Here is a 23,410-nt window from a genome sequence, read left to right on the forward strand (position 1 = left end):
CCTGTAAGTTCCTGTATTTCTGACAACTTCAACGACCAAACAATCTCACAATCCAACTTAAGCCCTAAAAAGCTAAATAAATGATTTATTTTCTTCCATTAATTTTTTTAGAACCAAAATAAGTCTACATTTGTCGCTTACACTATTTATTTTTTATTGATTATGAACATTTTTGTAGGAAACCTCAATTACAACATCACTGAGGACGACCTCAGAGAAATTTTTGAGGAGTATGGTGAATTAAGTTCTGTTAAATTAATTTCAGACAAATTTACCGGTAAAAGTAAAGGTTTTGGTTTTGTTGAAATGGCTGATGATGCGGAAGCAAAAAAAGCTATTGAAGAATTAAACGGAGCTGAAGTCGAAGGTAGAACAATGGTTGTTAACGAATCTATCGAGAAAAAGAGAGAACCTCGTGACAACAATCGCAGACCTGGTGGTGGCGGTTTCGGTGGTGGCCGTGGTGGCGACAACCGTGGCGGCGGCAATCGTGGCGGTGGCGGTTTCGGCGGAGGCCGTAGAGACAACAATTTCAGATCAAACTACTAACAGTTTGGATATGAAAGGTACTGTAAAATGGTATGATGCTACCAAAGGTTTTGGATTTATCCTGACCGAGGATAACAAAGACATCTTTGTTCACCGTTCTGGTTTAGTAAATGCCTTTGCTGGTCTTGAACCTGACGAGACTGTTGAATTCGAAATTGGACAAGGAAAAAAAGGTCCGGTTGCAACGAACGTTACAAAAGTAGATTAATTACGTGACTGAGCTTCGATTCAATATCGGCTCTCCACTTTAAGATATTTTTACTCTTTGATTAAAAACCCGAATAATTCGGGTTTTTTTTTGCCCCACGTTCTTCGTGGTTCCAGTTAAAAGACAGCTTTCAATGTCGTTTTAGTAACGAATCACCGATCATACAGAGCTGCAACAACAGATATTTTGTAGCACAGAGGAATATTGAAGCAACTGAATCAGATCTAATTAAAAGAATCAGAGTTGAAAAATTTCAGTAGAAGCATGTCGGGAGGTTAATTCCACCCGAAAGCGCTTACGTAGCGGATGAAATACAGCCTCGGCAATCTCAGGTTTGTTATTATCAGCTGAAATATGACTTAACAAGATTGTCGAAAGATTCACGCCTGCAAACTGATCCGCCAGCTCGTAGGCCTGGGTATTTGAAAGATGACCTAATGCCGATGAAACACGGTCTTTCAGAAATATCGGATACGACCCATTTTGCAACATCGACTCGTCGTAGTTACTTTCCAAAAATACAGCATGACATTCGGAAAAATGAGCCTTTACCCGCTCACACGCTTGACCGATATCAGTCATCACGCCTACATGCTTGCCGTTATAGCTAATTCGAAACGAACATGCCTCAACCGCATCGTGACTTTTTGAAAAAGGGTGAACATCAAATTCACCAAGTTGAAACGACTTGTCCGGGTCGAACCATACGACATTGGCCGGTTGATTAGCTTTCCCCAGCGCCAGGAACGTTTTCTTGGTAATGTAGACCGGAATTTGAAGTCGTTTACTAAACACCCTTGCTCCTCTGGCATGATCGCAATGTTCGTGGGTGATCAATATCCCTTTAATCTTAGCCTCATCAATTCCTTTATCAGCCAATCTTAATTGTAGCTGACGCGCAGACAACCCGGCATCGACCAACAAAGCTTCCTGATCGTTACCAACGTAGTAACAGTTCCCATTACTTCCCGATGCCAAGGCGCAAATTTCTAACTTACTCATGTTCAAATTCAATTCGCGATAAAATCGCAGATGCTGTAATATTTGATCCGCTGATCACATAACTTGCTTGTTCGTAGTATGGCCGACGTTTCTCCAGCATACCTTCGACAAAGCTGGTTAGCTCCTCCGGGCTTTTTCCTTTAATAAGCGGTCTGTCTATTTTCGATTTCTGAAGGCGGTCTGCCAGTTCTTCAGCGTCAACATCCAGAAAAACGCAAATTCCGGTTCGATTCATCACCTGAACATTGTCAAAGAAGCAAGGTGCGCCTCCTCCTGTTGCCACCACCAGATCTTCGAACTCAGACACTTCCTGAAGGCATGCCTGTTCCTTTTGCCGAAAGGCTGCCTCACCCTCCTCCTCAAAAATCTGAGGGATGGTTTTAAAGTACTTTTTCTCCAGATATTTGTCTAAATCCAAAAAGGACAGACCTAAATTATGCGCCAACTCCTTTCCCAAGGTCGTTTTACCGCAGGCCATATAGCCAATTAAATAGATTCTCATTTAAAACAGGGACATTTGGTTCTTATCATCTTCATCATCATGCTTCCTTTTTATTTCGAAAGGAACATCTTCGGTATCTACATTTTCAACTTCCTCCTCCTCGGGCTTGTCGTCTTCGTCTTTTACAACAGGCTGCAACTCGGTGATATTTTCTACCTCGTAATTCGTTAGACGCTTACCGCGCGCTTTGTATGATTTCACGCCAATAAATTCCGACACCTCAATAATTTCATTTTCGCGCTGCGAGTTCTTGCCGCCAAAGGTAATCTCTAATCTTGGATAATGCACCCAAGTGATGCTTACCAATTTATTATTTGGATGATCGCCGATAAAACCCAGACGTCTCCCTTGTATTAAATCCAACTCAAAACGTTTCACGTAATAAAACTCCTGCTCGGCATCGAAATAAACAACCGACAAAATTTTACCGGGATGATACTTCTCGATCGCCAACATATCCTGATCAAAGTGGTTGCTCAAGTCGAAATTATAGAGCTGGTAGTCACCATTTTTATACAAGACCAATATCTGATCGTCACCCTGAAACTCGCCAAGAAACTTCCCTCGCCCATCAGAATTTAGGCGCAGTACATCCGAGTCGAACCAGATTTTCCGGCCACCAAGTGTTGACACACCTTTCTCCTTCAATACAATTTTGTGCAATTCGTATTTCGACAAAATGTTCCCCATGGCTCCCCTGCCTTTGATCGCCAGATCGCCAAAATCGACCTCGTACATCAACCGCTTGAGTCTGGCTTTTGGTTTGAGAGTAACACGCAGAATCTCGGCTTCTCCGTTCGGATTCTCGCTGAAGTACAAGATCTTTGATCCCGCAGTACCTTTGGTCAGATCATACTCTTTATCGCGGGTAACGCCGGTTACTGCAAAACGCTTCATATAATAAAATCCGGCTTTCCCATCGCGGTAGACCACATTATAGATCGTTCGTTTATCATTCTTCTTAAACACAGCCAGATGTTGGACATTTTTACCAATGAATGCTTTATCCGATACTTTTGTGATGAAGTAAGTACCGTCCTTGCGGAAAACAATTACATCGTCAATATCAGAACAATCGCACACGTACTCGGCTTTCTTTAGGCTTGTTCCCATGAAACCTTCCTCAAGATCCACATACAATTTTTCGTTGGCTACCACCACCTTCGTGGCAACAATGTTCTCGAAGTTCCGCAATTCTGTTTTGCGCTCTTTGCCTTTGCCGTATTTGGCTTTTATCCGCTCGTAATAAGCGATACTAAACGGGATAATATTCTTAATATTTAAATCGATCTCCTTGATCTCGTCTTCGATAGAACGGATATGATCGTTGGCTTTATCGGTATTGAATTTCAGGATGCGGGCCATGCGGATCTCCATCAACTTCAGAATATCCTCGCGCGTAACCTCCCGGATAAACTCCTTTTTCCAGGGGTCCAGTCGCTTGTCAATATGGGCGATAGCTTCGTCCATGTTTTCCGATTGCTCAAAGCCTTTGTCCTTATAGATTCGCTCTTCAATAAATATTTTTTCGAGCGAGGCAAAATGCAAGGCCTCCTGCAGTTCGTTCTTTCTGATTTCCAACTCCAGTTTCAACAACGCTACCGTTTGATTGGTATTCCGCTTCAATATTTCGGTAGCACCGAGAAATACCGGCTTATCGTTCTCGATAATACAGGAGTTTGGCGAAATGGAAACCTCACAATCGGTAAAAGCATATAAAGCATCGATGGTCTTGTCGGACGAAACGCCAGGCGCCAGGTGAACAAGAATTTCTACTTTATCGGACGTATTGTCGTCGATATGCTTGATTTTAATTTTGTTCTTTTCGTTGGCTTTAATGATTGATTCGATCAGCGAGCTGGTTGTCTTCCCAAAAGGCAACTCGGTAATAACCAACGTTTTGTTGTCTTGTTTTTCAATCTTCGCACGAACTTTCACTGCCCCACCTCGAATTCCGTCGTTGTATTTTGACACATCGACCGAACCGCCGGTTGGAAAGTCGGGGTATAATTCAAATTTTTCTTGATTCAGATGGGCGATTGAAGCGTCGATTAACTCGACAAAGTTATGCGGTAGGATCTTTGATGCCAGACCAACTGCGATCCCTTCGACGCCTTGCGCCAACAAAAGCGGGAATTTAACCGGCAAGGTAACAGGTTCGCGATTTCGACCATCATAAGATAATTTCCACTGCGTTGTTTTGGGATTGAAAATTACATCGAGGGCAAATTTCGACAATCGTGCTTCGATGTAACGAGGAGCTGCCGAACCATCTCCTGTTAGAATGTTTCCCCAGTTCCCCTGCGCATCAATTAGCAGGTCTTTTTGCCCCAGCTGCACCAACGCGTCGCCAATAGACGCATCACCGTGCGGATGATACTGCATGGTTTGCCCGATAATATTGGCAACTTTATTGTAGCGGCCGTCATCCATTTCTTTCATGGCATGCAAAATTCGCCGCTGTACCGGTTTCAATCCATCATTAACATATGGCACAGCCCTTTCAAGGATCACATACGATGCATAATCGAGAAACCAATTCTGGTACATTCCCGACAAATACGTAATATTGTCTCCCTTTTCAGAGCCCGATTGGTCTGTTTTAATTTCCTCTTCGCTCACCTTATTGCTTTTAATCGTTGTAATTAAACTTCATCCTTTTCAACGTACAGGTTGTCGATAATAAACTCCTGTCGTTCGGGTGTATTTTTCCCCATGTAAAATTCGAGCATCTGCGACACCGACTCATGTTTTTTCATCAACACAGGCTCCAGTCGAATATCCGGACCAATGAAGTTTTTAAACTCATCGGGCGAGATCTCACCCAAGCCTTTAAATCGGGTAATTTCGGCTGCTTTACCACACTCGGCGATGGCCGAAACACGTTCTTCGTCGGTGTAACAGTAGAAGGTTTTCTTTTTATTTCGCACCCGAAACAATGGGGTTTGCAAAATATACAGGTGCCCTTTTCTGACCACTTCGGGGAAAAACTGCAAAAAGAAAGTAATTAGCAACAACCGAATATGCATTCCATCCACATCAGCATCGGTTGCAATAATCACTTTATTATAGCGCAGGTCGTCCATGCTTTCTTCAATATTCAGAGCGGCCTGCAACAAATTAAACTCTTCATTTTCGTACACCACTTTTTTCGTCAAACCGTAGGTATTTAGCGGCTTACCCTTCAAACTAAACACAGCTTGTGTATTTACATCGCGTGATTTAGTGATCGACCCGCTGGCTGAATCCCCTTCGGTAATAAAAATACTGGATTCAGCTTTCGCTTCCTTACTGGAGTTGAAATGCACCCTGCAATCGCGCAGTTTGCGGTTATGCAAACTCACTTTCTTTGCGCGCTGTTTGGCCAGTTTCTTAATGCCGGAAATCGCTTTCCGCTCACGTTCCGACTCTTGAATGCGGCGCAACAACACTTCGGCCACATCGGCGTTTTTGTGCAGGTAGTTGTCGAGTTCTTTTTGAACGAAGTTGACCACATGGTTTCGCACCGAAGGTCCGTCGGGGCCAATATCGCGCGACCCCAGCTTGGTTTTGGTTTGCGATTCGAATACCGGTTCTTCCACTTTAATAGAGATAGCAGCGATAATCGATGCCCGAATATCCGAAGGATCGAAATCCTTTTTATAATAGTCGCGGATTGTTTTCACGATAGCCTCGCGAAACGCCACCAGATGGGTACCTCCTTGCGTGGTGTGCTGTCCGTTGACGAAAGAATAGTAATCTTCCCCGTATTGATTTCCATGGGTAAGAGCCAATTCAATATCTTCGCCTTTTAAATGAACCACCGGATACAACGGCTCGGCATCCAGATTTTCTTCCAACAAATCCTTCAGTCCGTTTTTACTTTGGTAACGATCGCCGTTGCAATAAATCACCAGTCCGGCATTCAGGAAGGAATAGTTTTTCATCATGTTCTCCACATAATCACCGCGAAAGCGATAATTACGGAAAATATCTCCATCGGGCACAAAACTTACTTCAGTACCATTTGGGTGCTCGGTGGTTGTCACTTCTTTTTCATCAACAACCTGTCCTTGTGAAAAAATAATCTCTTTAACCTGTCCTTCACGGAAAGCTTTGATGTTAAATGTTGAAGACAGCGCGTTTACAGCTTTGATCCCGACTCCGTTCAAGCCAACCGATTTTTTGAAAACTTCAGAATCGTATTTGGCGCCGGTATTCATTTTCGAAGCCACGTCCTTCAATTTCCCCAGCGGAATTCCCCGCCCAAAGTCACGCACGCTAACCAGTTCATTTGAGACTTTGACTTCAATTTTCTTTCCAAAGCCCATCATAAACTCGTCAATCGAATTGTCCATGACTTCTTTTAACAAAACGTAAATACCATCATCGCTGGCAGTTCCGTCGCCCAGCTTGCCGATGTACATCCCCGGCCGTTTTCGAATATGCTCTTGCCAGTCGAGCGTTTTAATGGATCCTTCGTCGTAATTTGGAGTCATAATTTCTTTCTGAATTTGTAGCAATATAAAGAAAACAAAAGTGCGTTAATTTTGAAAGCGGATGTCAATAACTCAAGCAAAGAGTTGAAAAAAATCAAAAAAAAAACGAGCAATGGTTCTACGCCCACTGCCCGTTTCCTCCAAGATCATCGGCATCTTCAATTTTTTAGCCATGCCGCAGATCCCGGTTAAGATTTCGCTGCGACCAGACGACCTTATTTCAACTCAGGTTTTGTTCGTGATAAACCAAAACCGGCTTATTAAATAGTTTAATTAGTTCGTGCGTATGGGAACTTGAAAAGATCTCCTCGAAGAATCCTTTTCGTTCCTTCAGCGCCACAATTAAATCCGGGTTTTCTGCGCGAACATAAGCATCCAAGTCCGTTTCCACATCCTTCCCTTTTGACAGGTAGAACTCAGGAGAACAGCCGGGAATTGAATTCTTCAGCAGGGTTTGAAATCCAAGCCATTTGATACGAACATCAAAATCTACTTTTTTGCAATGATGAAACACTTGCAGCTTCATCTCCTTACTTTCGCCAAACAAACCCACCATATTTTTAATCGCAGTAATATCTTCCGGGTGCATAGCGGTCGCATAAATCAACGTCTCAAATTTCAGATACTGCTGATTGTCTGGAATAACCAAAACAGGACAGGACACCCGGTCCAGAATATTTGGAAAGTTAATTATTCCTCCCGGACTCTCAGAAACGCTGCTATAATTGCTCATCATAAGCAGCAGATCTTGCTCTTGCTTCACCATCTCATCAATATATTCCATCCGGCTGCACTCGCGCACGTCATATTCGAAGGGAATTGTTCGCGGATTCTGACTCTGATACTTAGTCGTTATGCGCTTAATCTCGGCTTCTGCTTTTTCGTAATCCGATTTTATCTGAGTCTGAGCATACTGCAATCCTACTTCCATATTCGGTGGTGTAACTCCCAGGTAATTTGCACTGCTAACCCAGTTAAAATCCTCGATATAAACAATTTTAAGCTTTCGCTTTTGCTGGTTACTAATTGAAAAAGCCGAATAAATCAGGGCTTCCAAATTCTTTAGTGTGTCCAGCAACAATACATTTGTTTTCATGACCTTGCTTTTTGGAATTAAACATTCTATTTCGGCACCGTTAAATTAAAGTCTTCTGCCATTGGTTCCGTCAGCATATCGCCAACGAAAGACGACGTTACGTATTTAATTGTACGGTCTTTCGGCCGGTTTGTTAACAAGCCAGCCCTCAGGAAGAGGGCGGCCTTACTATTTTTGAAATTCGACACAAAGCAAACTCGGTGGCCGCTCAATTATTTAGCTGGGGCACGAGAAAAGGTAAACTGTAGAACCCAATGAACTACAGCAGCATACAAACTCCCCAAAAAGCGACTTTGTCAAACTTTAAAATCTCGAACTGAATCAGCAGCACGACAAACAGTTTTAATTATCTTTGCCCGGTTATGATTGGAAAACAGACACTATTTACCTTTATTTTGGTGATCATGGCTACTTGTGGCTGGGCACAAAGAGGCGTTGAAACATTTGGAACCGGGGGGAATTATTCGACCCAGCAGTTCGGCGATGATGAAAACGGGGATGAGAATGAAGAGGCAGACAAGCCGGAGAAGCCTGAAGAAAAACATGTTCCATCGCTCATTCGGAGCTGGAAGGTTGCTAACTACGCTGCTAATTTTGAAGATGCCGCGCTCGACACCAGCTTGAATTTCTTCCACGTTTACAATCCGGTTTTTCAAAAAGACCTTCGACCTATTTTTACCGGAAATGTTGGTGGCGCCTATCTGGCTGGCGATTTTTTCAAACGCAGCTACCAATCAGATTTCTACTTTACGCAGTCGTTTGAACCATACATGAAATTCGCCGGGGGGCTTCAATTTTTGAACACAACCACTCCCTACACGGTACTAAATTACGTTCAGAGTGAAAGCAAGACAGAGCGAACCGAAACCATGTTCGATGTTTTCCACAGCCAAAATGCCAATCCGAATTTCAACTTTCAGCTTTTCTACGATCAGGACAAATCAACCGGACACTACCAGTATCAAGAAGCAAAGTTTCACGACATAGGTATAGCAACCTCCTACAGAACTGATAAATTTAACTCGCATGGCGCGATTATCTTCAACCGACATAAGAGTGAAGAAAACGGTGGATTGCAGTCTGACCAAGAGCTGGACGATTACGAGGAAACCGAAACTTTTCTGGTGAATTTACTCTCTGCCAACTCAACGATAAGAAACAACATATTTTGGCTGGCAAATGAATACCGAATTGGGAAATACGAGGACAAAGAAGACGAAAACGGAAATATCTCAAGCGAATTCCGACCGATCACCGGCTTAATCCACCAGTTCGAATATTCGTCGAATCGCCGCACATATATCGACACTTCGCCCGACGATGATTATTACCCGGCATTTTACAATGATTCGACAGCAACAAACGACACGGTGTTTTACAACCGGCTGACAAACGTTGTTCAACTTAAATTTTACGAATCTCCATCGCGGAAGTACACGTTCAGCAAACGAGCATTTATCGGTAACGATCTGATTACGACAAAAATGATCGATGCAAGCGGCACAAGTCTCGAAAAAGAAAAACTACACAACACCTTTGTAGGAGGTGCAATCTCACGCGATTTGGGTGAGTTTTGGCGATGGAATATTCAGGGTAAATTTTACACAACAGGATACCGCTCCGGCCAAACTGAACTGAATGCTTTCATTTTCAAACCCCTTCGAATTGGCAATGACACAACAAGCCTTTACGTTTCCGGAGAACTAAACACAATTGTTCCGGATTATTTCCAACAGAATTATCGATCGAACCATTACACCTGGACAAACCGATTTGACAACATCAATGAAATGATCATCAAGTCGCGAATCAACTCACAAAAGCACAAACTGACCCTGGGATTTAACTATGCGCTCATCGGTAACTATATCTACAACAACGAGAATGCACTACCGGAGCAAGGGAGCAGCGAACTACTGATCCTTTCAGCCTACCTGAACAAAAATTTCGAATCGAAACATTGGTTAATTCGCGCTCAGGCACTTTGGCAAAAATCAAATCAAGAAAAATACCTCCATTTGCCCGATCTTACCGGTTACATGAGTATTAATTTCAAACTACTGATTTCCAAAGTCCTTCACACCAATTTTGGAGTCGATGTTCGATATAGCACTGCATACTACGCAGAGGCATACTCCCCTGCGACAGCACAATACTATTGGCAAAATCAACAAAAAATTGGTAACTTTCCAATAGTAGACCTGCATGCTAATTTAAAACTGAAACGAACTCGAGCTTTTTTCCAACTGCAGAATGCGGCAACTGGTTTCTTAGATGGTCAATATTGGGCCGCTCCAAACTACCCGCTTTACAGAAGGACGTTTCGTTTAGGCATTGCCTGGTCATTTTATGATTAGACAAACCTAAACTTTGAGTATGAAACGAAAAAACGCTGTGCGCTCCCTGTTGATTCTACCCTTCATGATACTTTTGTTATCATGCAATTCGAGCAGTACTTCGGATAATTCGACAACATCCGCTAAACGCAACACAGAACTGTCCCGTATTATGAAATCGGGCAAATTAAAGGCCGTTGTCGACTACAACTCAACCAACTATTTTATCTACAGAGGAAGGCCAATGGGGTTTAAATATGACCTTCTGCAACATCTGGCTAAAGACATGGGCCTAAAGTTGGAGATCGCCGTTAGCAACAATCTGGATGATACTTTCAATGGATTGCGCAGTAAAAAATTCGATTTAATCGCGAAAAATCTAACAATCACAAAATCAAGAAACAAATTAATTGACTTTACGATTCCACTCGAAGAAACACGACAGGTTTTAATTCAAAAACTGCCGGATGGCTGGCAAAACATGACCTCTGCAGCCATCGAAGATTCTCTAATCAGGAACCAATTAAACCTGGCAAATAAAACAATTCATGTCCAAAAAAATACCGCGTATTATCGTCGGCTAATCAACCTATCTGAAGAAATTGGGGCTGAAATCAATATTGTAGAAGACAGTATTTACGGGGTCGAACAACTGGTCGCGATGGTGTCGAGAGGTGAAATTCAATTCACTGTTTGCGATGAAAATGTGGCCAAAGTAAATCAAAACTACTTCCCGAATCTGGATATACGTACACCGGTTAGTTTTCCGCAAAATATTGCTTGGGCTGTTCGGCACAACAGCCCCGAATGGCTCAGCTATCTGAATACGTGGATTAGCAATTTCAAAAAAACCACTGAGTTTGCAGTTCTTCATAACAAGTATTTTGAAGTCAGCCGCTCCCAAGCCATTGTTCTGGATGACTATCACTCAATATCCGGAGGAAAGATCTCACCTTTCGATGAAATTATTAAACAAAAAAGTAAACAAGTAGGAATTGACTGGCGATTAACTGCCGCGATTATTTATCAGGAATCAAAATTCGATCCGGAGGCAGTTTCCTGGGCCGGAGCTTGCGGATTGATGCAGATTATGCCGGAATCGGCCGATCTGTTCCGAATAATGGACTTTGAAAAACCGGACCAAAATATTGAAGCTGGCACCAAACTTCTCAAATGGCTGGACGATAATTTCAAGAAAGAGGTGCCCGATTCGCTTGAACGTGTCAAATTTGTTCTGGCAGCCTATAACGTTGGACTTGGACACGTTAAAGATGCACAGCGGCTAGCCGCTAAATACAATAAAATACCGATTGTTTGGACTGGAAATGTTGACTATTTTCTGCTCAATAAATCGGCTTCGAGATACTACAGAGACCCTGTTGTAAAATGGGGATATTGCCGCGGTGAAGAACCGTTTAATTACGTGAACAAAGTATTGAACACTTACCATCACTACCGCAACCTTATTGAGAAGTCGTAAAACTGGGTTGATTTAACAAGTCGAAGAATTCGGTCAAAATCATGGCTGTGGCCCCCCAAATAACTTCATCTTCATACAAAAAACACGGTACATTCATGACTCCTGTAATTGTTTGAACGGGAAACTCCCTGAGTCTTTTCCCCTGGAAAAACTCCTGAATCGGAAACAGGATTACCTTTTCCGCTTCAGCAATATTAACCACAAACTCCGGCTTATGATCCATCCAACCCACAAACGGAAAAATCTTAAATCGACTAACCTGGACATAAAGCTCCGACAAACGCCCCAATAGAAGAACCTCCGCCGGATCTATTCCAACCTCCTCCTGAGCCTCTCGCAGAGCCGTTACCTCTGGTTTTTCACCCTCCTCGATCCGCCCGCCCGGCAGACTGATTTGCCCCGGATGATTTTTCATTTCACTGGAGCGTTTGGTCAAACAGGTATAGAGTTGTCCGTTGTGCGGAAAAACCAGCAACAAGACACTGCTGTACCGAACATCTTCTGACTCCGCCGCACTTATCGACAGCTTTCTTCCGGGTGGTATCATCTTTAAATGAGAACGCTGCCCCGGCAGACCAGCCCGCAACAAACCACTTATATATTGGGGATTCAAATCGCGCATAGCTAAATATAAGCAATAATTAAGAAAACATACAGATCTCAATCGCTTCAATTCGAAAAGACTTAACAAACATTAAAACAGACAAACCACTCTTTATCATCTGTTGCCCCGAACCTTGGTTGTTCCGGAATCAATCGAAACGAATTGTTTTTTCGGGAGAAATGCGCCCAACCAGATATGATGGCCCCAACAACATGATGATCGTTATGAGCAAAGCGCCCACATTCAACAACAATAGGTGTGACACCATGAGGTTAATTGGAACGGTATCGACATAATAGGAAGTTGGATCGAGGTGGATGATTTTAAAATAGTGCTGCAACAAGCAAAACACAATCCCGATTACATTGCCCCACAGCAGACCTTTGCCCACCAGAAAAGCTGATAAGTATAGGAAAATCTTACGTATATTAACATTCGCCGCCCCCATCGATTTCAGGATCCCAATCATTTGAGTTCGTTCTAAGATAATGATCAGCAAGCCGGAAATCATATTAAATCCGGCCACAAGCACCATCAGCAAAAGAATAATCCACACATTCATATCCAACAAATTAAGCCAATCGAATATATAGGGAAACTTTTCCTTTACGTTGACTACCCGCAACATGGGCTGATCAGCATCCATTTTATCCAGAACCAAATACCGTACTTCTTGGCTTAACTCCTCAACCTGATCAAGATCGTCGACAAATACTTCAAAACCACTGACCTGATCTTCAGTCCAATTATTTAGTCGCTGCACATGGCGCAGATCAACTAATACAAACATCCGGTCGAACTCCTCCAGACCACTGCGAAAGATACCACCGACCGTAAATTTCCGGATACGAGGAACTTTTTCGTTTTGATTTAGAAAGTACATCAGAAACTGGTCGCCCATTTTGAGCTTCAAAAGATTCGAGTTTTGCGATGAAATCCAGGCCAGATCAGTACGTGATGAATCCGAGGGAATCAAATTTCCTTCGAGTCGGTTTTTCGCAAAAAAACTCCAATCGAAGTCATCGCCGACACCCTTCAGAACAACCCCCTGAATTTCGTCTCCGGCTTTAACAATTCCGGGTTTTGTAGCAAACTGCTGAACATGGGCAATCCCATTCATAGCTACCACGTCGGGGATAAAAGCTTGATTTTTGAAAACCGGGACAGTCTGATAGCTTTGATTGCTATCATAATTAACGATTTGCAGATGAGCCGCGAATCCGTTGACCTTACTTTCGACTTCACGCTGGAACCCGGTAACAATGGCCACTGACAAAATCATCACGACCATCCCAAGGCTAATTCCGGCAACAGCTAACCGCACGATTCTCTTCGACAGGTTCTGGCCGGAATCGTTTGACAAAAACAAACGCCGTGCTATAAATAATTCAGTGTTCAAGCGGTGTAGTTATAATTTACTGCCAAAGCTATAAACTTTCTGATTTTCTGCGGTTAATAAACGGAAGAATCGACAAGGAAATTAAGCCCATCAGAATCAGCATGCCCGTCATCGACGAATGCGCCAGAAATGCAAACACAACCCCGTCAGCCTTGCTGATTCCGTAAACAATCAAGGACTGGATCACCATAAAATGCCAGGCACCAATACCACCCTGCACCGGCGCAACCATGCCAAAACTGCCGAGCACAAAGGTCGTCAATGCAGCAATGGCCGATAAATGAGTCGTGAATTCAAACGAAAAGAACACGACATAGGTCATTAAATAATACATGAGCCAAATAAACACGGTGTGCAGGATGAAAGCCCATTTATTCTTCATCGTCCGGATGGTTCGTAAACCTTCTCCAAATTTCGACATGACCCCCTGAATCTTATGATAAAAAGCAGAGTTCCTGATTTTACGTCGAAACAGATAGAATGAAACGATTGCAATAATCAACGCTAAAATCATCCCCGGAGAAAAGGTGATATGCTCCAATTTCGCTGACACTCCCGGATTGTTTTCTAAAAACTGAATCAGTTTTCCAAACTGGGTAACAATTACGACCACCGTGAGCAGCAATAACATAATTACATCGACAATACGCTCTGTTACAACTGTTCCCACCAGTTTGGTGAACGATATTTTTTCGTAACGTGCCAATACCCCGCAACGCGAAATTTCCCCCATCCGTGGAATTACCAAATTCATGAGATAACCAACCATCACTGCTAAAAATGTATTTAGCAAGCGTGGCCGTTGCCCAAGAGGTTCGATCATTATCACCCACCGAATTGTTCGACTAATATGACTTAGGAGCCCTAAAAACAAGGAAACCCAGACCCAAAAATAATTGACATCGTTTGCTAAAATAGATTTTATGCGGTCGATATCCTGATCTTTATACACGAGCCAAAAAATAACTACCCCCAGAGCAAAAAAGGCCAGGACTTTAAGAAGGTTGAATAACTTATGTTTCAAAATGAACTTGTTTATTTCTGAAAATGCGCTATTTTTAGGTAGTATTAGCAGCACTTCCAAGCATTTTATAAAGTACTTTTTTAAATTTGCACGCCTTTTACAAAAGCCCAAATCGCTGACAAAAATAAATATTTGTTTTAAACCACATTCTTTTTAGAAACATATTCAGCTTGCCTGAAATCAGAAAACATAAATAATGACCATAGTTAGGGCCAAAAAAAACCTGGGTCAACACTTTTTGAAGGATCAAAACATTGCCCGAAAAATAGTTGACAGTCTGCACGCTGAGCAAGTTTCCAACGTTCTGGAAATTGGCCCGGGAATGGGTGTATTGACACAATATTTACTGGAGAAAGAAAATTTCACGACAACCGTTGTTGAAATAGACACCGAGTCGGTAGATTACCTCAAAAAGCATTTCCCTTCGCTTGAAGAGCGGATTATTTCGAAGGATTTTCTGCGAATGAAACTCGACGATTATTTTCAGGAGAACTTTGCCATTATCGGTAACTTCCCTTACAATATTTCTTCGCAGATATTTTTCAAAGTATTAGAGTACAAAAACCAGATCCCGGAGGTTGTTGGAATGATCCAGAAAGAAGTTGCCGAACGCCTTGCAACCGGCCCCGGATCGAAAACCTACGGCATACTGAGTGTCCTGCTACAGGCCTACTATGATATTGACTACCTGTTTACCGTTCACGAGCAAGTATTCATTCCGCCTCCCAAGGTAAAATCGGGAGTCATCCGATTGACACGCAACGACCGGGAAAAGCTGGACTGCGACGAACGCCTGTTTGTTCAATTGGTTAAAGCGGCTTTTAACCAACGACGAAAAACTATGCGTAATTCGCTCAAACAATTCCTTCGCGACGACGAGCTAAAGGCAAACGAACTTTTCAACTTGCGCCCGGAACAATTGAGTGTCGCCCAATTCGAATCTTTAACCCGTCTGATTGAAAATCAACCCTAAAAAACTGCCCCCCATGAGCAATGAATTGAACATGGATTTCATTGAGAAACTCCAGGGCCTGATCGAAAATGAGCAGTCTGCTGAAGTATTGGAAATGCTGGATGGCCTTCACCCAACCGACATTGCCGAACTCATGGATCGATTAAGTATGGACGAAGCCAAATATCTCTATCTGCAATTGGACGGAGAAATGGCATCAGATGTTCTGCTGGAGATCCCGGAAAACATTCGGCGCCGATTCCTGCGCGTATTGCCACCCGAGGTAATTGCCCATCAGTTTGTGGAACACATGGACTCCGACGATGCCGCTGATATTATGGGCGAGCTGGAGGAAGATGTGATTGAAGCTGTTCTTTTGGAGATTGAAGACAAAGAACAAGCAGGCGACATTGCCGACCTTCTGGAATATGATGACGATACAGCCGGGGGGTTGATGGCCAAAGAATTGGTTAAAGTGAACGAAAACTGGAATGTGCAAACATGCCTTAAAGAGATTTCGTCGCAGGCCGAAGAAATTGATGAAATATATTACGTCTACGTAGTTGATGATGATAACATCTTAAAAGGTGTTCTATCCCTGTCAAAGTTGATTCAGAAATCGACTCACGCTAAAGTGCAAGACCTGATAAACGAGGACATTCAGTCGGTAAAAACAGAAACCAGTCAGGAAGAAGTGGCTCAGATAATGGAGAAATACGACTTGGTGGTTCTACCGGTTGTCGACCAGATCGGACGCCTGAAAGGCCGAATCACCATTGACGATGTCGTTGATGTGATCCGTGAAGAAACCGGCAAAGACTACCAGATGGTTTCCGGTATCACGGGCGACGTGGAATCAACCGATAATGTTTGGCGATTGACGCGTGTTCGAATTCCATGGTTACTAATCGGAACGATGGGTGGAATTATGGGAGCCCGTGTTTTGGGTGCGAATTCCCATACTTTGGATCAAATTCCGGCCATGGCCTTTTTTATCCCCCTGATTGCGGCAACCGCTGGTAATGTAGGTGTTCAATCCTCATCGATTGTTGTACAAACCCTGGCTAGTGGCTCCCGCAAATTTGATTCGCTGGGCAAAAAGCTTTTAAAGGAACTTGGAGTTGGATTCATCACAGCGGTATTTTTTGCCAGCGTGATATTCGCCTACAACTACTTTTTTAGCGATAACTTTCGGCTAACATTGGCCGTTAGTTGCACCTTGTTTATAGTGATTATTTTCGCCTCGCTCTTTGGAACATTAATACCATTACTGCTCAATAAGTTAAAAATTGACCCGGCACTAGCCACCGGACCATTTATCACTACGATGAATGATATACTTGGATTGATGCTCTATATGTTCGTTGCACAGCTCTTTTTTCAATTAATATAAATGACGCAAAAAATTTTAATCGGCCGGCACGACAAAGCTGAATTCCCCGAACTGGAACTGGAATACATTGACGTTAAGATCGATACAGGTGCTTTCACCTCAAGTTTCCATTGCCACAATATCGAGGTCATTAAAGTGAATGGAGAAAAAAAACTACATTGTTACTTTTTAGACCCCGACCATGATCAATATCACAACAAAGAATTTATCTTTGACCGCTTTTCTAAAAAAAAGGTACGTAGTTCAAACGGGTTAATCGAAGAACGATATAGCATTGAAACTCAGATCATTCTATTCAATCAAACTTACCCAATCGAGCTAACTTTAACAGAGAGAGGGAACATGAAATTCCCGGTTTTACTCGGACGTAAATTCTTGTCGAAGCGCTTTGTCGTCGACAGCGCGAAAACCCAGCTTTCAGCCAAAAATAAAATCTGGCTGATTAGCACGACAAAGAACAGCATCCAGAAAAAAATATAGAAACACGCAACCATTAAAGATTTATAATAAGGTGAGAATTGTTATTTTATCCCGTGATCACAACCTATACTCAACGAAACGTTTGGTTGAAGCCGGAGAAAAAAAGGGGCACGAAATGCTAATTGTAGACCATTCAAAATGCGACCTGGTCATCGAAAAGAAGAAACCGGGGATCATTTACAAAGGTCACATGCTCGAAGACATCGACGCTGTTATTCCACGAATTGGAGCATCAGTAACATTCTATGGTACTGCTGTAGTTCGTCAATTTGAAATGATGAAAGTGTTTACAGCAATTGAATCGCAGGCACTTGTTCGCTCCCGCGACAAACTCAGAAGTTTACAAATTCTGAGCAGAGCCGGATTGGGCTTGCCTAAAACGGTTTTCACCAACTATTCGCGCAATGTCAAGGATATTGTGAAAAGTGTTGGCGGAGCTCCTCTTGTTATAAAGCTGCTTGAAGGGACTCAGGGACTAGGCGTTGTATTGGCTGAAAACGACAATGCCGCAGAATCGGTTATTGAAGCATTTAACGGATTGAAAGCGCGAGTCATCGTACAGGAATTTATCCAGGAAGCCAAAGGATCGGACATTCGTGCCTTTGTTGTTGATGGAGTCGTTGTTGGAGCTATGAAGCGTCAGGCCAAGAAGGGTGAATTCCGCTCGAACCTGCACCGCGGAGGCACGGCAACAATCATCGAATTAACCGAAGAAGAAGAGAACGCCGCGTTAAAAGCTGCCCGCGTACTGGGTCTGGGCATCGCTGGTGTTGATATGCTGCAATCGAAACACGGCCCGTTAATACTTGAGGTTAATTCATCTCCCGGCTTGGAAGGAATTGAAGCAGCGACAGGCAAAGATATTGCCAACAGCATCATTCGCTACGTTGAACGCAATGTATAAATCATGAAAAAGCAGCCATTTCAGTTAATTGGAACTACAATCCCCGCTGGGCGAAAGACCATTGTTAACCTTGAAACAGCGCGATTGCACACCCACAATAAAATCGAAGTGCCTGTTATTGTTGAACGAAGCAAAAACGACGGCCCGGTACTTCTGTTAATTGGAGGCATTCATGGCAACGAAATTAACGGAGTGGAAATTATTCGTGAATTAATTTCCCGAAAATACAACAGGCCAACTGCCGGAACAGTCATTTGCATTCCGGCATTGAATGTTTTTGGCTTCTTAAATCAAACCCGCGAATTTCCCGACGGAAAAGACCTGAACCGTATGTTTCCGGGAACACAGAATGGTTCCATGGCCAGTCTTTTTGCCTGGAACCTAATGAATAACATCCTTCCGGCAGCAGATTATATTGTCGACTTTCACACTGGTGGCGGCAATCGGTTTAACAGTTCACAAATCAGGGTTGCAAAAGAACATCCGGAGCTTCAGGAATTGGCGGCCATATTTGCCCCTCGATTTATTGTCACAGCGGCCGACCGGGAAAAGTCGTTTCGTGAAGCGGCAACCAAACTTGGCAAGAAAATCCTGTTGTTCGAAGGAGGAAAGTCACTCGACATCCACAACCGAATTACACAGCGCGGTGTCAACGGAGTTCTGCGCTTAATGAACCATCTTGGCATGCGCGACTACTCGGCCGAAATAGCCGCCATGCCAGCAGTGGATCCAATCATCATCAGGCAATCAACCTGGATTCGGGCAAGGCATGGAGGAATGTTTCGTTTCCATGTAAAAGACGGAGCAAAAGTTATGAAGGGCGATACAATCGGCAGCATTTCAGATCCATACGGAGAGTTCGAAAAACCAGTAAAAGTTCCGGAGAATGGCTATATCATTGGCCTTAACCATTCGCCAATCGTTTATCAGGGCGATGCTTTGGTTCATTTGGGAAAAGAATAGTACACATACATAGTAGGTCATAAAACATTGTGCAGACAGTGCTACCCCTGAACGAAATGACATTTAATAAACAACTTAGCAGCCTTGTGATTTTGTTTTTTTTTAATGCGCATCGTTTCTTATCACCATCCGTTATGGTGCATTTAAAATCGACAACGAATAAGTGAGAAAAGCAATCAAAATAGGAGAAATTGAATTTGCGACTAAAAAGGACGCATTAACTCACTATAAGACTATTTTAAACTCTTACGACTATGGAGAAGAATTGAATGCAGACGATCTAAATGATATTTTGAGATTGCTTGAAACTCACCCAAAAGTAAAAGAAAAAATTGGAGTCGGGATTGAAAAAGTAATAATAGCAAAGGTTCAGTATAACACTAAGTCTTTTGAGTTGGTAAGATTTGACGGCTCGACAGAATTTTTCTCATATACAAAACGAATAAACGCTCCGAAGACAAACTTTACAAAATTCAGAGAAGCTTGCAGACAAGCAATTCAAGACGATTTGAGAAATGTGAAGCTCGATTATTTTGAAAAACACTCAAAAAAAGGACAAGTCAAATGCCAAGAATCAAATGAACTTGCGAAATACGAAGAACTAAACGTTGACCATAGACAACCAAATACTTTCTCAATTATCGTTGACAGATTTGTAGAATTTAACAGGCTTGACTTAGAAAAAATTGAATATTCCCATGTTGACGGTGGTCCGAATGAACTCAAAGACGATAATTTAAAACAGGAATTTAGAAAATATCATCAAGACAAAGCAAATTTAAGAATTGTAAAAAAGGATTTGAATTTGGGTCGTTCGTTTCAAGCAAGAGTAAACAGACAGAAAAAGGACTTGACAATTAAGAAGATAAACACGAAAGACAGGAAAAAGGCACCCTAACACGTGTTCTGCCCAAATGAACCAAACGGCGTCGCGTTTCATTACAACCTGAATATGAAACGACTACTCATCACTTACGGTACTAGCCTGCATTCATAGCAACAACCGGATCAAGTTTGGACGCCACATAAGCCGGTATGAATCCGGCGATCAGACCAATGATTCCGGACACGAAAAGCCCCAGCACAATATTCTTCAAACTCAGAACCAGATTCATATCCGACATTCCGCTCGCAATTAATGTCCCCACAAAAACAAGGATTAGCCCAACGCCACCGCCAATCAAACTTAGGATGACCGCTTCGAAAATAAACTCCAGCAGTATAAAATAACGTTTGGCACCAAGCGATTTTTGGATCCCAATCAAACGCGTACGCTCTTTCACCGAAACAAACATGATATTGGCAATACCAAACCCACCAACTAAAATACTAAACCCACCAATCACAGTTCCGGCAATATTAAACACCATAAAAAACGCGTCGAACCGATTCGAAATAACACTCACCTCGTTGATCGCAAAATCGTTCTCTTCCATCGGACGCAAGGAGTGAATATTGCGCATCACTCCCTCCAACTCAGCGATAAACAAATCGTTATCGGCACCCAATTTCGCTTTTACACTAATGGCCTGCCCCATTTCCCGATTCCGGAAATCAACTAACGATGCGGCTATTCCTGTCGAAATATGCAAGCGTTTGTCCATACTCGTTCCAAACATATCGGTCCCTTTCTGTTTGTATTCACCAACAACAATAAAACGGCTGCCTTTCACTTTAATCGACTTACCTATTGGATCGGTGCCTTCGAAAAGCTCATCAGCCAATTCGCTTCCGATAATCGCTATTGGCGTACCACTCAGCATTTCAGACTCGGTAAAATACCGTCCACGCTCGACCTCCAAACTCCACAAATCGACCAAATCGTATGTTGATGCGAGAATCTCAGCATTTTCAGCGGTTGAATTTCCAAACTGAACTGTCGCATTAAAACCAACGATAAACGCAGCCCGATCGGTCAAAGCAGAGCGTCGACGTATTTCCTCCACATCCTCCTGTTTCGGAAACGGGCGGTTCAAATACTTCCACCAGGGATATTCTGTTTCACCCTCAGGGGGAGTCCACGGCCATTTTTGCACAAACACCATGTTCGTCCCCAGCGAATTCAAGCTATTTCGCATGTACTTCTCCAACGAATCGATCACAGTAAACACCGATATGATGGCGAATATCCCGATGGTAATCCCCAACAACGACAAAACTGTTCGCAGCTTATTGGTTCGCAGCGAATTAACGGAAAAAGAAAAACTTTCGACTATGAGCCGGAAAAGAATCATAAAACCTATTTTAGGTAAAGTTAAAAGATTATAATTTCGTGAATGCTATCTGCTATTTCAAATTCAATTTATTTTGCTCCAGAAGTCATTTTCAGCTTTCCAGACCCAAAAATTCTTTCTATTTTCAACGCTTAAATTTTTGTTTTCAACAGAGATTCACCTCATTTAATCATTTGAAATTATTATCTTTGCATCGCATTTTTAACAAACTGTAAATGAAGGATTTAAAAACAATAAAATCAGCGCTGATCTCGGTTTATCATAAAGATAAGCTTGACGTCATCGTAAAGAAATTGAACGAACTGGGTGTCCAACTTTATTCAACAGGTGGAACACAATCATTTATCGAAAGTTTAAACGTACCGGTGACAGCGGTTGAGGACCTGACAGGGTATCCTTCGATTTTAGGTGGCCGTGTAAAAACGCTTCACCCTAAAATTTTCGGTGGAATCCTGAATCGTCGCGAGCACGCCGGAGATCAAGATCAAATTGCTCAATACGAAATTCCTGAAATCGATTTGGTTATCGTTGATTTGTATCCGTTTGAAGAAACTGTTGCGTCAGGTGCATCGGAAGAAGACATCATCGAAAAAATCGACATCGGCGGTATCGCATTGATTCGCGGCACAGCTAAAAACTTCAATGACGTGATCATTGTTTCATCACGCGACCAATACGAAGAATTTATTGAATTACTGAATACAAAGAATGGCGAAAGCTCACTCGAAGACCGCAAAGCGTTTGCCCGCAAAGCATTTGCGACTTCATCACATTACGACTCAGCCATTTTCAATTATTTCAACGGCGGTATCACCGATAAAAACCGGGTCAGTCTGAACGACGGCAAGGTTTTGCGCTACGGAGAAAACCCCGACCAGTCAGCAACTTTTTACAAATTCGACAATGCCGACTCGAAAGTAACATTGGCAAACGCCGAGGTACTGCAAGGCAAAGAACTATCGTACAACAACCTGCTCGATGCTGATGCGGCATGGAAATCGGCCTCGGATGCTTACCATGCAGTCACTCATATTGAGAACAAGGTAGCTGTTTCGGTTATCAAGCACCTAAACCCTTGCGGCTTGGCTGTTACCGACAACATCCTAAAATCGCTTGATCTGGCATGGGAAGGCGATCCAATTAGCGCTTTCGGATCAATTATTTGCTTTACAGATACGGTGACAGCAGAAGTTGCTTCATGGTTCGGCAAGAAATTCGTAGAGATCATCATTGCGCCGGCATTTACTCCTGAAGCTCTTGAGATTTTCAGCAAAAAGAAAAACCTTCGCTTGCTGGTAACACCAATCAAAGCTGAAAAAACCGGTGAAAAACTTTATCGTTCAATCAGCGGTGGAATGTTGGTTCAGGATGAAGATGAAGGTATGGATAGCGAATTCAAGAATGTAACAAAAATACAATTCGACAACAATAAAATGAATCTGGCTAAGTTTGGCATTACAGCGTGTAAACACCTAAAAAGTAATGCGATCGCTTTAGTCAATGAAAACAGCGACGGATCGTTTTGGTTAACCGGAGCCGGAATGGGACAACCCAACCGTTTGGATAGCCTGCGTCAATTAACCATTCCTCGTTTCAACATGAAAGAGGGAGTGAAAATTGAAGAAGCCGTTCTGATTTCTGACGCATTCTTTCCGTTCCGCGACAGCATTGAAGCGGCCAATGAATACGGAGTGAAATTTATTGTTGAACCGGGAGGAAGTATTCGTGATGAAGAGGTGATTGATGCCTGCGATGAATTTGGGATCGCGATGCTATTTACCGGACGCCGTCATTTTAAACATTAAT

20 protein-coding genes are annotated in these 23,410 nt (G+C 42.8%); 11 read left to right on the forward strand and 9 right to left on the reverse strand.

Annotated elements, in window-relative coordinates; all coding sequences use genetic code 11:
- Positions 1–162: 162 nt before the first annotated feature.
- Positions 163–549: an RNA recognition motif domain-containing protein gene (locus ABZD21_RS14735; RefSeq protein ID WP_372775858.1), complete on the forward strand. Its 387-nt coding sequence runs from the start codon at positions 163–165 to the stop codon at positions 547–549.
- Positions 550–559: 10 nt separating this feature from the next.
- The gene (locus ABZD21_RS14740) at positions 560–757 is read left to right on the forward strand and encodes a cold-shock protein (protein WP_163718347.1); all 198 of its coding nucleotides are present in this window, start codon (positions 560–562) and stop codon (positions 755–757) included.
- A 237-nt stretch (positions 758–994) separates the two neighbouring features.
- Here ABZD21_RS14740 and ABZD21_RS14745 read toward each other — a convergent pair whose 3' ends face one another.
- The 5 genes from ABZD21_RS14745 to ABZD21_RS14765 form a co-directional block, all read right to left on the reverse strand.
- Positions 995–1,759, reverse strand: coding sequence for an MBL fold metallo-hydrolase (locus ABZD21_RS14745; protein WP_372775826.1), 765 nt, complete (start codon positions 1,757–1,759; stop codon positions 995–997).
- Complete coding sequence (locus ABZD21_RS14750; protein WP_372775827.1) at positions 1,752–2,261, reverse strand: shikimate kinase; 510 nt, start codon at positions 2,259–2,261, stop codon at positions 1,752–1,754. The genes ABZD21_RS14745 and ABZD21_RS14750 overlap by 8 nt, the downstream gene beginning before the upstream one ends.
- Complete coding sequence (locus ABZD21_RS14755; protein WP_372775828.1) at positions 2,262–4,883, reverse strand: DNA gyrase/topoisomerase IV subunit A; 2,622 nt, start codon at positions 4,881–4,883, stop codon at positions 2,262–2,264.
- A 23-nt stretch (positions 4,884–4,906) separates the two neighbouring features.
- Positions 4,907–6,739, reverse strand: a complete 1,833-nt coding sequence (locus tag ABZD21_RS14760) for a DNA topoisomerase IV subunit B (protein WP_372775829.1) — start codon at positions 6,737–6,739, stop codon at positions 4,907–4,909.
- A gap of 220 nt (positions 6,740–6,959) precedes the next feature.
- Positions 6,960–7,835 carry a hypothetical protein gene (locus ABZD21_RS14765; RefSeq protein ID WP_372775830.1) on the reverse strand — a complete coding sequence of 292 codons (876 nt, stop codon included), beginning with the start codon at positions 7,833–7,835 and terminating at the stop codon, positions 6,960–6,962.
- Positions 7,836–8,197: 362 nt separating this feature from the next.
- Between ABZD21_RS14765 and ABZD21_RS14770 the strand changes: the two genes are divergently transcribed.
- Positions 8,198–10,192, forward strand: coding sequence for a putative porin (locus ABZD21_RS14770; protein ID WP_372775831.1), 1,995 nt, complete (start codon positions 8,198–8,200; stop codon positions 10,190–10,192).
- Positions 10,193–10,343: 151 nt separating this feature from the next.
- Positions 10,344–11,651 (forward strand): transglycosylase SLT domain-containing protein, encoded by a 1,308-nt coding sequence (locus ABZD21_RS14775; RefSeq protein WP_372775833.1) that lies wholly within the window; start codon positions 10,344–10,346, stop codon positions 11,649–11,651.
- Here ABZD21_RS14775 and ABZD21_RS14780 read toward each other — a convergent pair.
- From ABZD21_RS14780 to ABZD21_RS14790, 3 genes are all read right to left on the reverse strand, one after another.
- Entirely contained in the window at positions 11,635–12,273 is a 639-nt protein-coding gene (locus ABZD21_RS14780) for a CoA pyrophosphatase (RefSeq protein ID WP_372775834.1), read from the reverse strand. The genes ABZD21_RS14775 and ABZD21_RS14780 overlap by 17 nt on opposite strands.
- Positions 12,274–12,403: 130 nt before the next feature.
- Positions 12,404–13,654 carry an ABC transporter permease gene (locus tag ABZD21_RS14785; RefSeq protein ID WP_372775835.1) on the reverse strand — a complete coding sequence of 417 codons (1,251 nt, stop codon included), beginning with the start codon at positions 13,652–13,654 and terminating at the stop codon, positions 12,404–12,406.
- Positions 13,655–13,682: 28 nt separating this feature from the next.
- Positions 13,683–14,678 (reverse strand): lysylphosphatidylglycerol synthase transmembrane domain-containing protein, encoded by a 996-nt coding sequence (locus tag ABZD21_RS14790; protein WP_372775836.1) that lies wholly within the window; start codon positions 14,676–14,678, stop codon positions 13,683–13,685.
- A 196-nt stretch (positions 14,679–14,874) separates the two neighbouring features.
- Between ABZD21_RS14790 and rsmA the strand changes: the two genes are divergently transcribed.
- From rsmA to ABZD21_RS14820, 6 genes are all read left to right on the forward strand, one after another.
- Positions 14,875–15,651: a 16S rRNA (adenine(1518)-N(6)/adenine(1519)-N(6))-dimethyltransferase RsmA gene (rsmA, locus tag ABZD21_RS14795; protein ID WP_372775837.1), complete on the forward strand. Its 777-nt coding sequence runs from the start codon at positions 14,875–14,877 to the stop codon at positions 15,649–15,651.
- A 13-nt stretch (positions 15,652–15,664) separates the two neighbouring features.
- On the forward strand, positions 15,665–17,023 hold the full coding sequence (mgtE, locus tag ABZD21_RS14800) for a magnesium transporter (RefSeq protein WP_372775838.1): 1,359 nt from the start codon (positions 15,665–15,667) through the stop codon (positions 17,021–17,023).
- Positions 17,024–17,503: an ATP-dependent zinc protease gene (locus ABZD21_RS14805; protein WP_372775839.1), complete on the forward strand. Its 480-nt coding sequence runs from the start codon at positions 17,024–17,026 to the stop codon at positions 17,501–17,503.
- Positions 17,504–17,534: 31 nt separating this feature from the next.
- On the forward strand, positions 17,535–18,407 hold the full coding sequence (rimK, locus tag ABZD21_RS14810) for a 30S ribosomal protein S6--L-glutamate ligase (RefSeq protein WP_372775840.1): 873 nt from the start codon (positions 17,535–17,537) through the stop codon (positions 18,405–18,407).
- Between the two features lie 3 nt (positions 18,408–18,410).
- Positions 18,411–19,370 carry a succinylglutamate desuccinylase/aspartoacylase family protein gene (locus ABZD21_RS14815; RefSeq protein ID WP_372775841.1) on the forward strand — a complete coding sequence of 320 codons (960 nt, stop codon included), beginning with the start codon at positions 18,411–18,413 and terminating at the stop codon, positions 19,368–19,370.
- A 163-nt stretch (positions 19,371–19,533) separates the two neighbouring features.
- Positions 19,534–20,268, forward strand: coding sequence for a DCL family protein (locus ABZD21_RS14820; RefSeq protein ID WP_372775842.1), 735 nt, complete (start codon positions 19,534–19,536; stop codon positions 20,266–20,268).
- Between the two features lie 82 nt (positions 20,269–20,350).
- On the opposite strand, the gene ABZD21_RS14825 is transcribed toward ABZD21_RS14820, so the two are convergent.
- Entirely contained in the window at positions 20,351–21,604 is a 1,254-nt protein-coding gene (locus ABZD21_RS14825; RefSeq protein WP_372775843.1) for an ABC transporter permease, read from the reverse strand.
- A gap of 215 nt (positions 21,605–21,819) precedes the next feature.
- Here ABZD21_RS14825 and purH point away from each other — a divergent pair, with 215 nt between their 5' ends.
- A complete protein-coding gene (purH, locus tag ABZD21_RS14830; RefSeq protein ID WP_372775844.1) occupies positions 21,820–23,409 on the forward strand; it encodes a bifunctional phosphoribosylaminoimidazolecarboxamide formyltransferase/IMP cyclohydrolase in 1,590 nt (529 codons plus the stop codon).
- Position 23,410: the final 1 nt, after the last annotated feature.

Origin of the sequence: Mangrovibacterium sp. (assembly GCF_041596335.1) — a bacterium.
GTDB lineage: Bacteria > Bacteroidota > Bacteroidia > Bacteroidales > Prolixibacteraceae > Mangrovibacterium.

Coding starts and splice junctions, on each gene's coding strand:
- mgtE (WP_372775838.1), top strand. CDS start 15,665: ATGAGCAATGAATTGAACATGGATTTCATTGAGAAACTCCAGGGCCTG.
- ABZD21_RS14815 (WP_372775841.1), top strand. CDS start 18,411: ATGAAAAAGCAGCCATTTCAGTTAATTGGAACTACAATCCCCGCTGGG.
- ABZD21_RS14765 (WP_372775830.1), bottom strand. CDS start 7,835: ATGAAAACAAATGTATTGTTGCTGGACACACTAAAGAATTTGGAAGCC.
- ABZD21_RS14825 (WP_372775843.1), bottom strand. CDS start 21,604: ATGATTCTTTTCCGGCTCATAGTCGAAAGTTTTTCTTTTTCCGTTAAT.
- ABZD21_RS14770 (WP_372775831.1), top strand. CDS start 8,198: ATGATTGGAAAACAGACACTATTTACCTTTATTTTGGTGATCATGGCT.
- ABZD21_RS14735 (WP_372775858.1), top strand. CDS start 163: ATGAACATTTTTGTAGGAAACCTCAATTACAACATCACTGAGGACGAC.
- ABZD21_RS14745 (WP_372775826.1), bottom strand. CDS start 1,759: ATGAGTAAGTTAGAAATTTGCGCCTTGGCATCGGGAAGTAATGGGAAC.
- ABZD21_RS14805 (WP_372775839.1), top strand. CDS start 17,024: ATGACGCAAAAAATTTTAATCGGCCGGCACGACAAAGCTGAATTCCCC.
- ABZD21_RS14780 (WP_372775834.1), bottom strand. CDS start 12,273: ATGCGCGATTTGAATCCCCAATATATAAGTGGTTTGTTGCGGGCTGGT.
- ABZD21_RS14740 (WP_163718347.1), top strand. CDS start 560: ATGAAAGGTACTGTAAAATGGTATGATGCTACCAAAGGTTTTGGATTT.
- ABZD21_RS14760 (WP_372775829.1), bottom strand. CDS start 6,739: ATGACTCCAAATTACGACGAAGGATCCATTAAAACGCTCGACTGGCAA.
- ABZD21_RS14750 (WP_372775827.1), bottom strand. CDS start 2,261: ATGAGAATCTATTTAATTGGCTATATGGCCTGCGGTAAAACGACCTTG.
- purH (WP_372775844.1), top strand. CDS start 21,820: ATGAAGGATTTAAAAACAATAAAATCAGCGCTGATCTCGGTTTATCAT.
- rsmA (WP_372775837.1), top strand. CDS start 14,875: ATGACCATAGTTAGGGCCAAAAAAAACCTGGGTCAACACTTTTTGAAG.
- ABZD21_RS14775 (WP_372775833.1), top strand. CDS start 10,344: ATGAAATCGGGCAAATTAAAGGCCGTTGTCGACTACAACTCAACCAAC.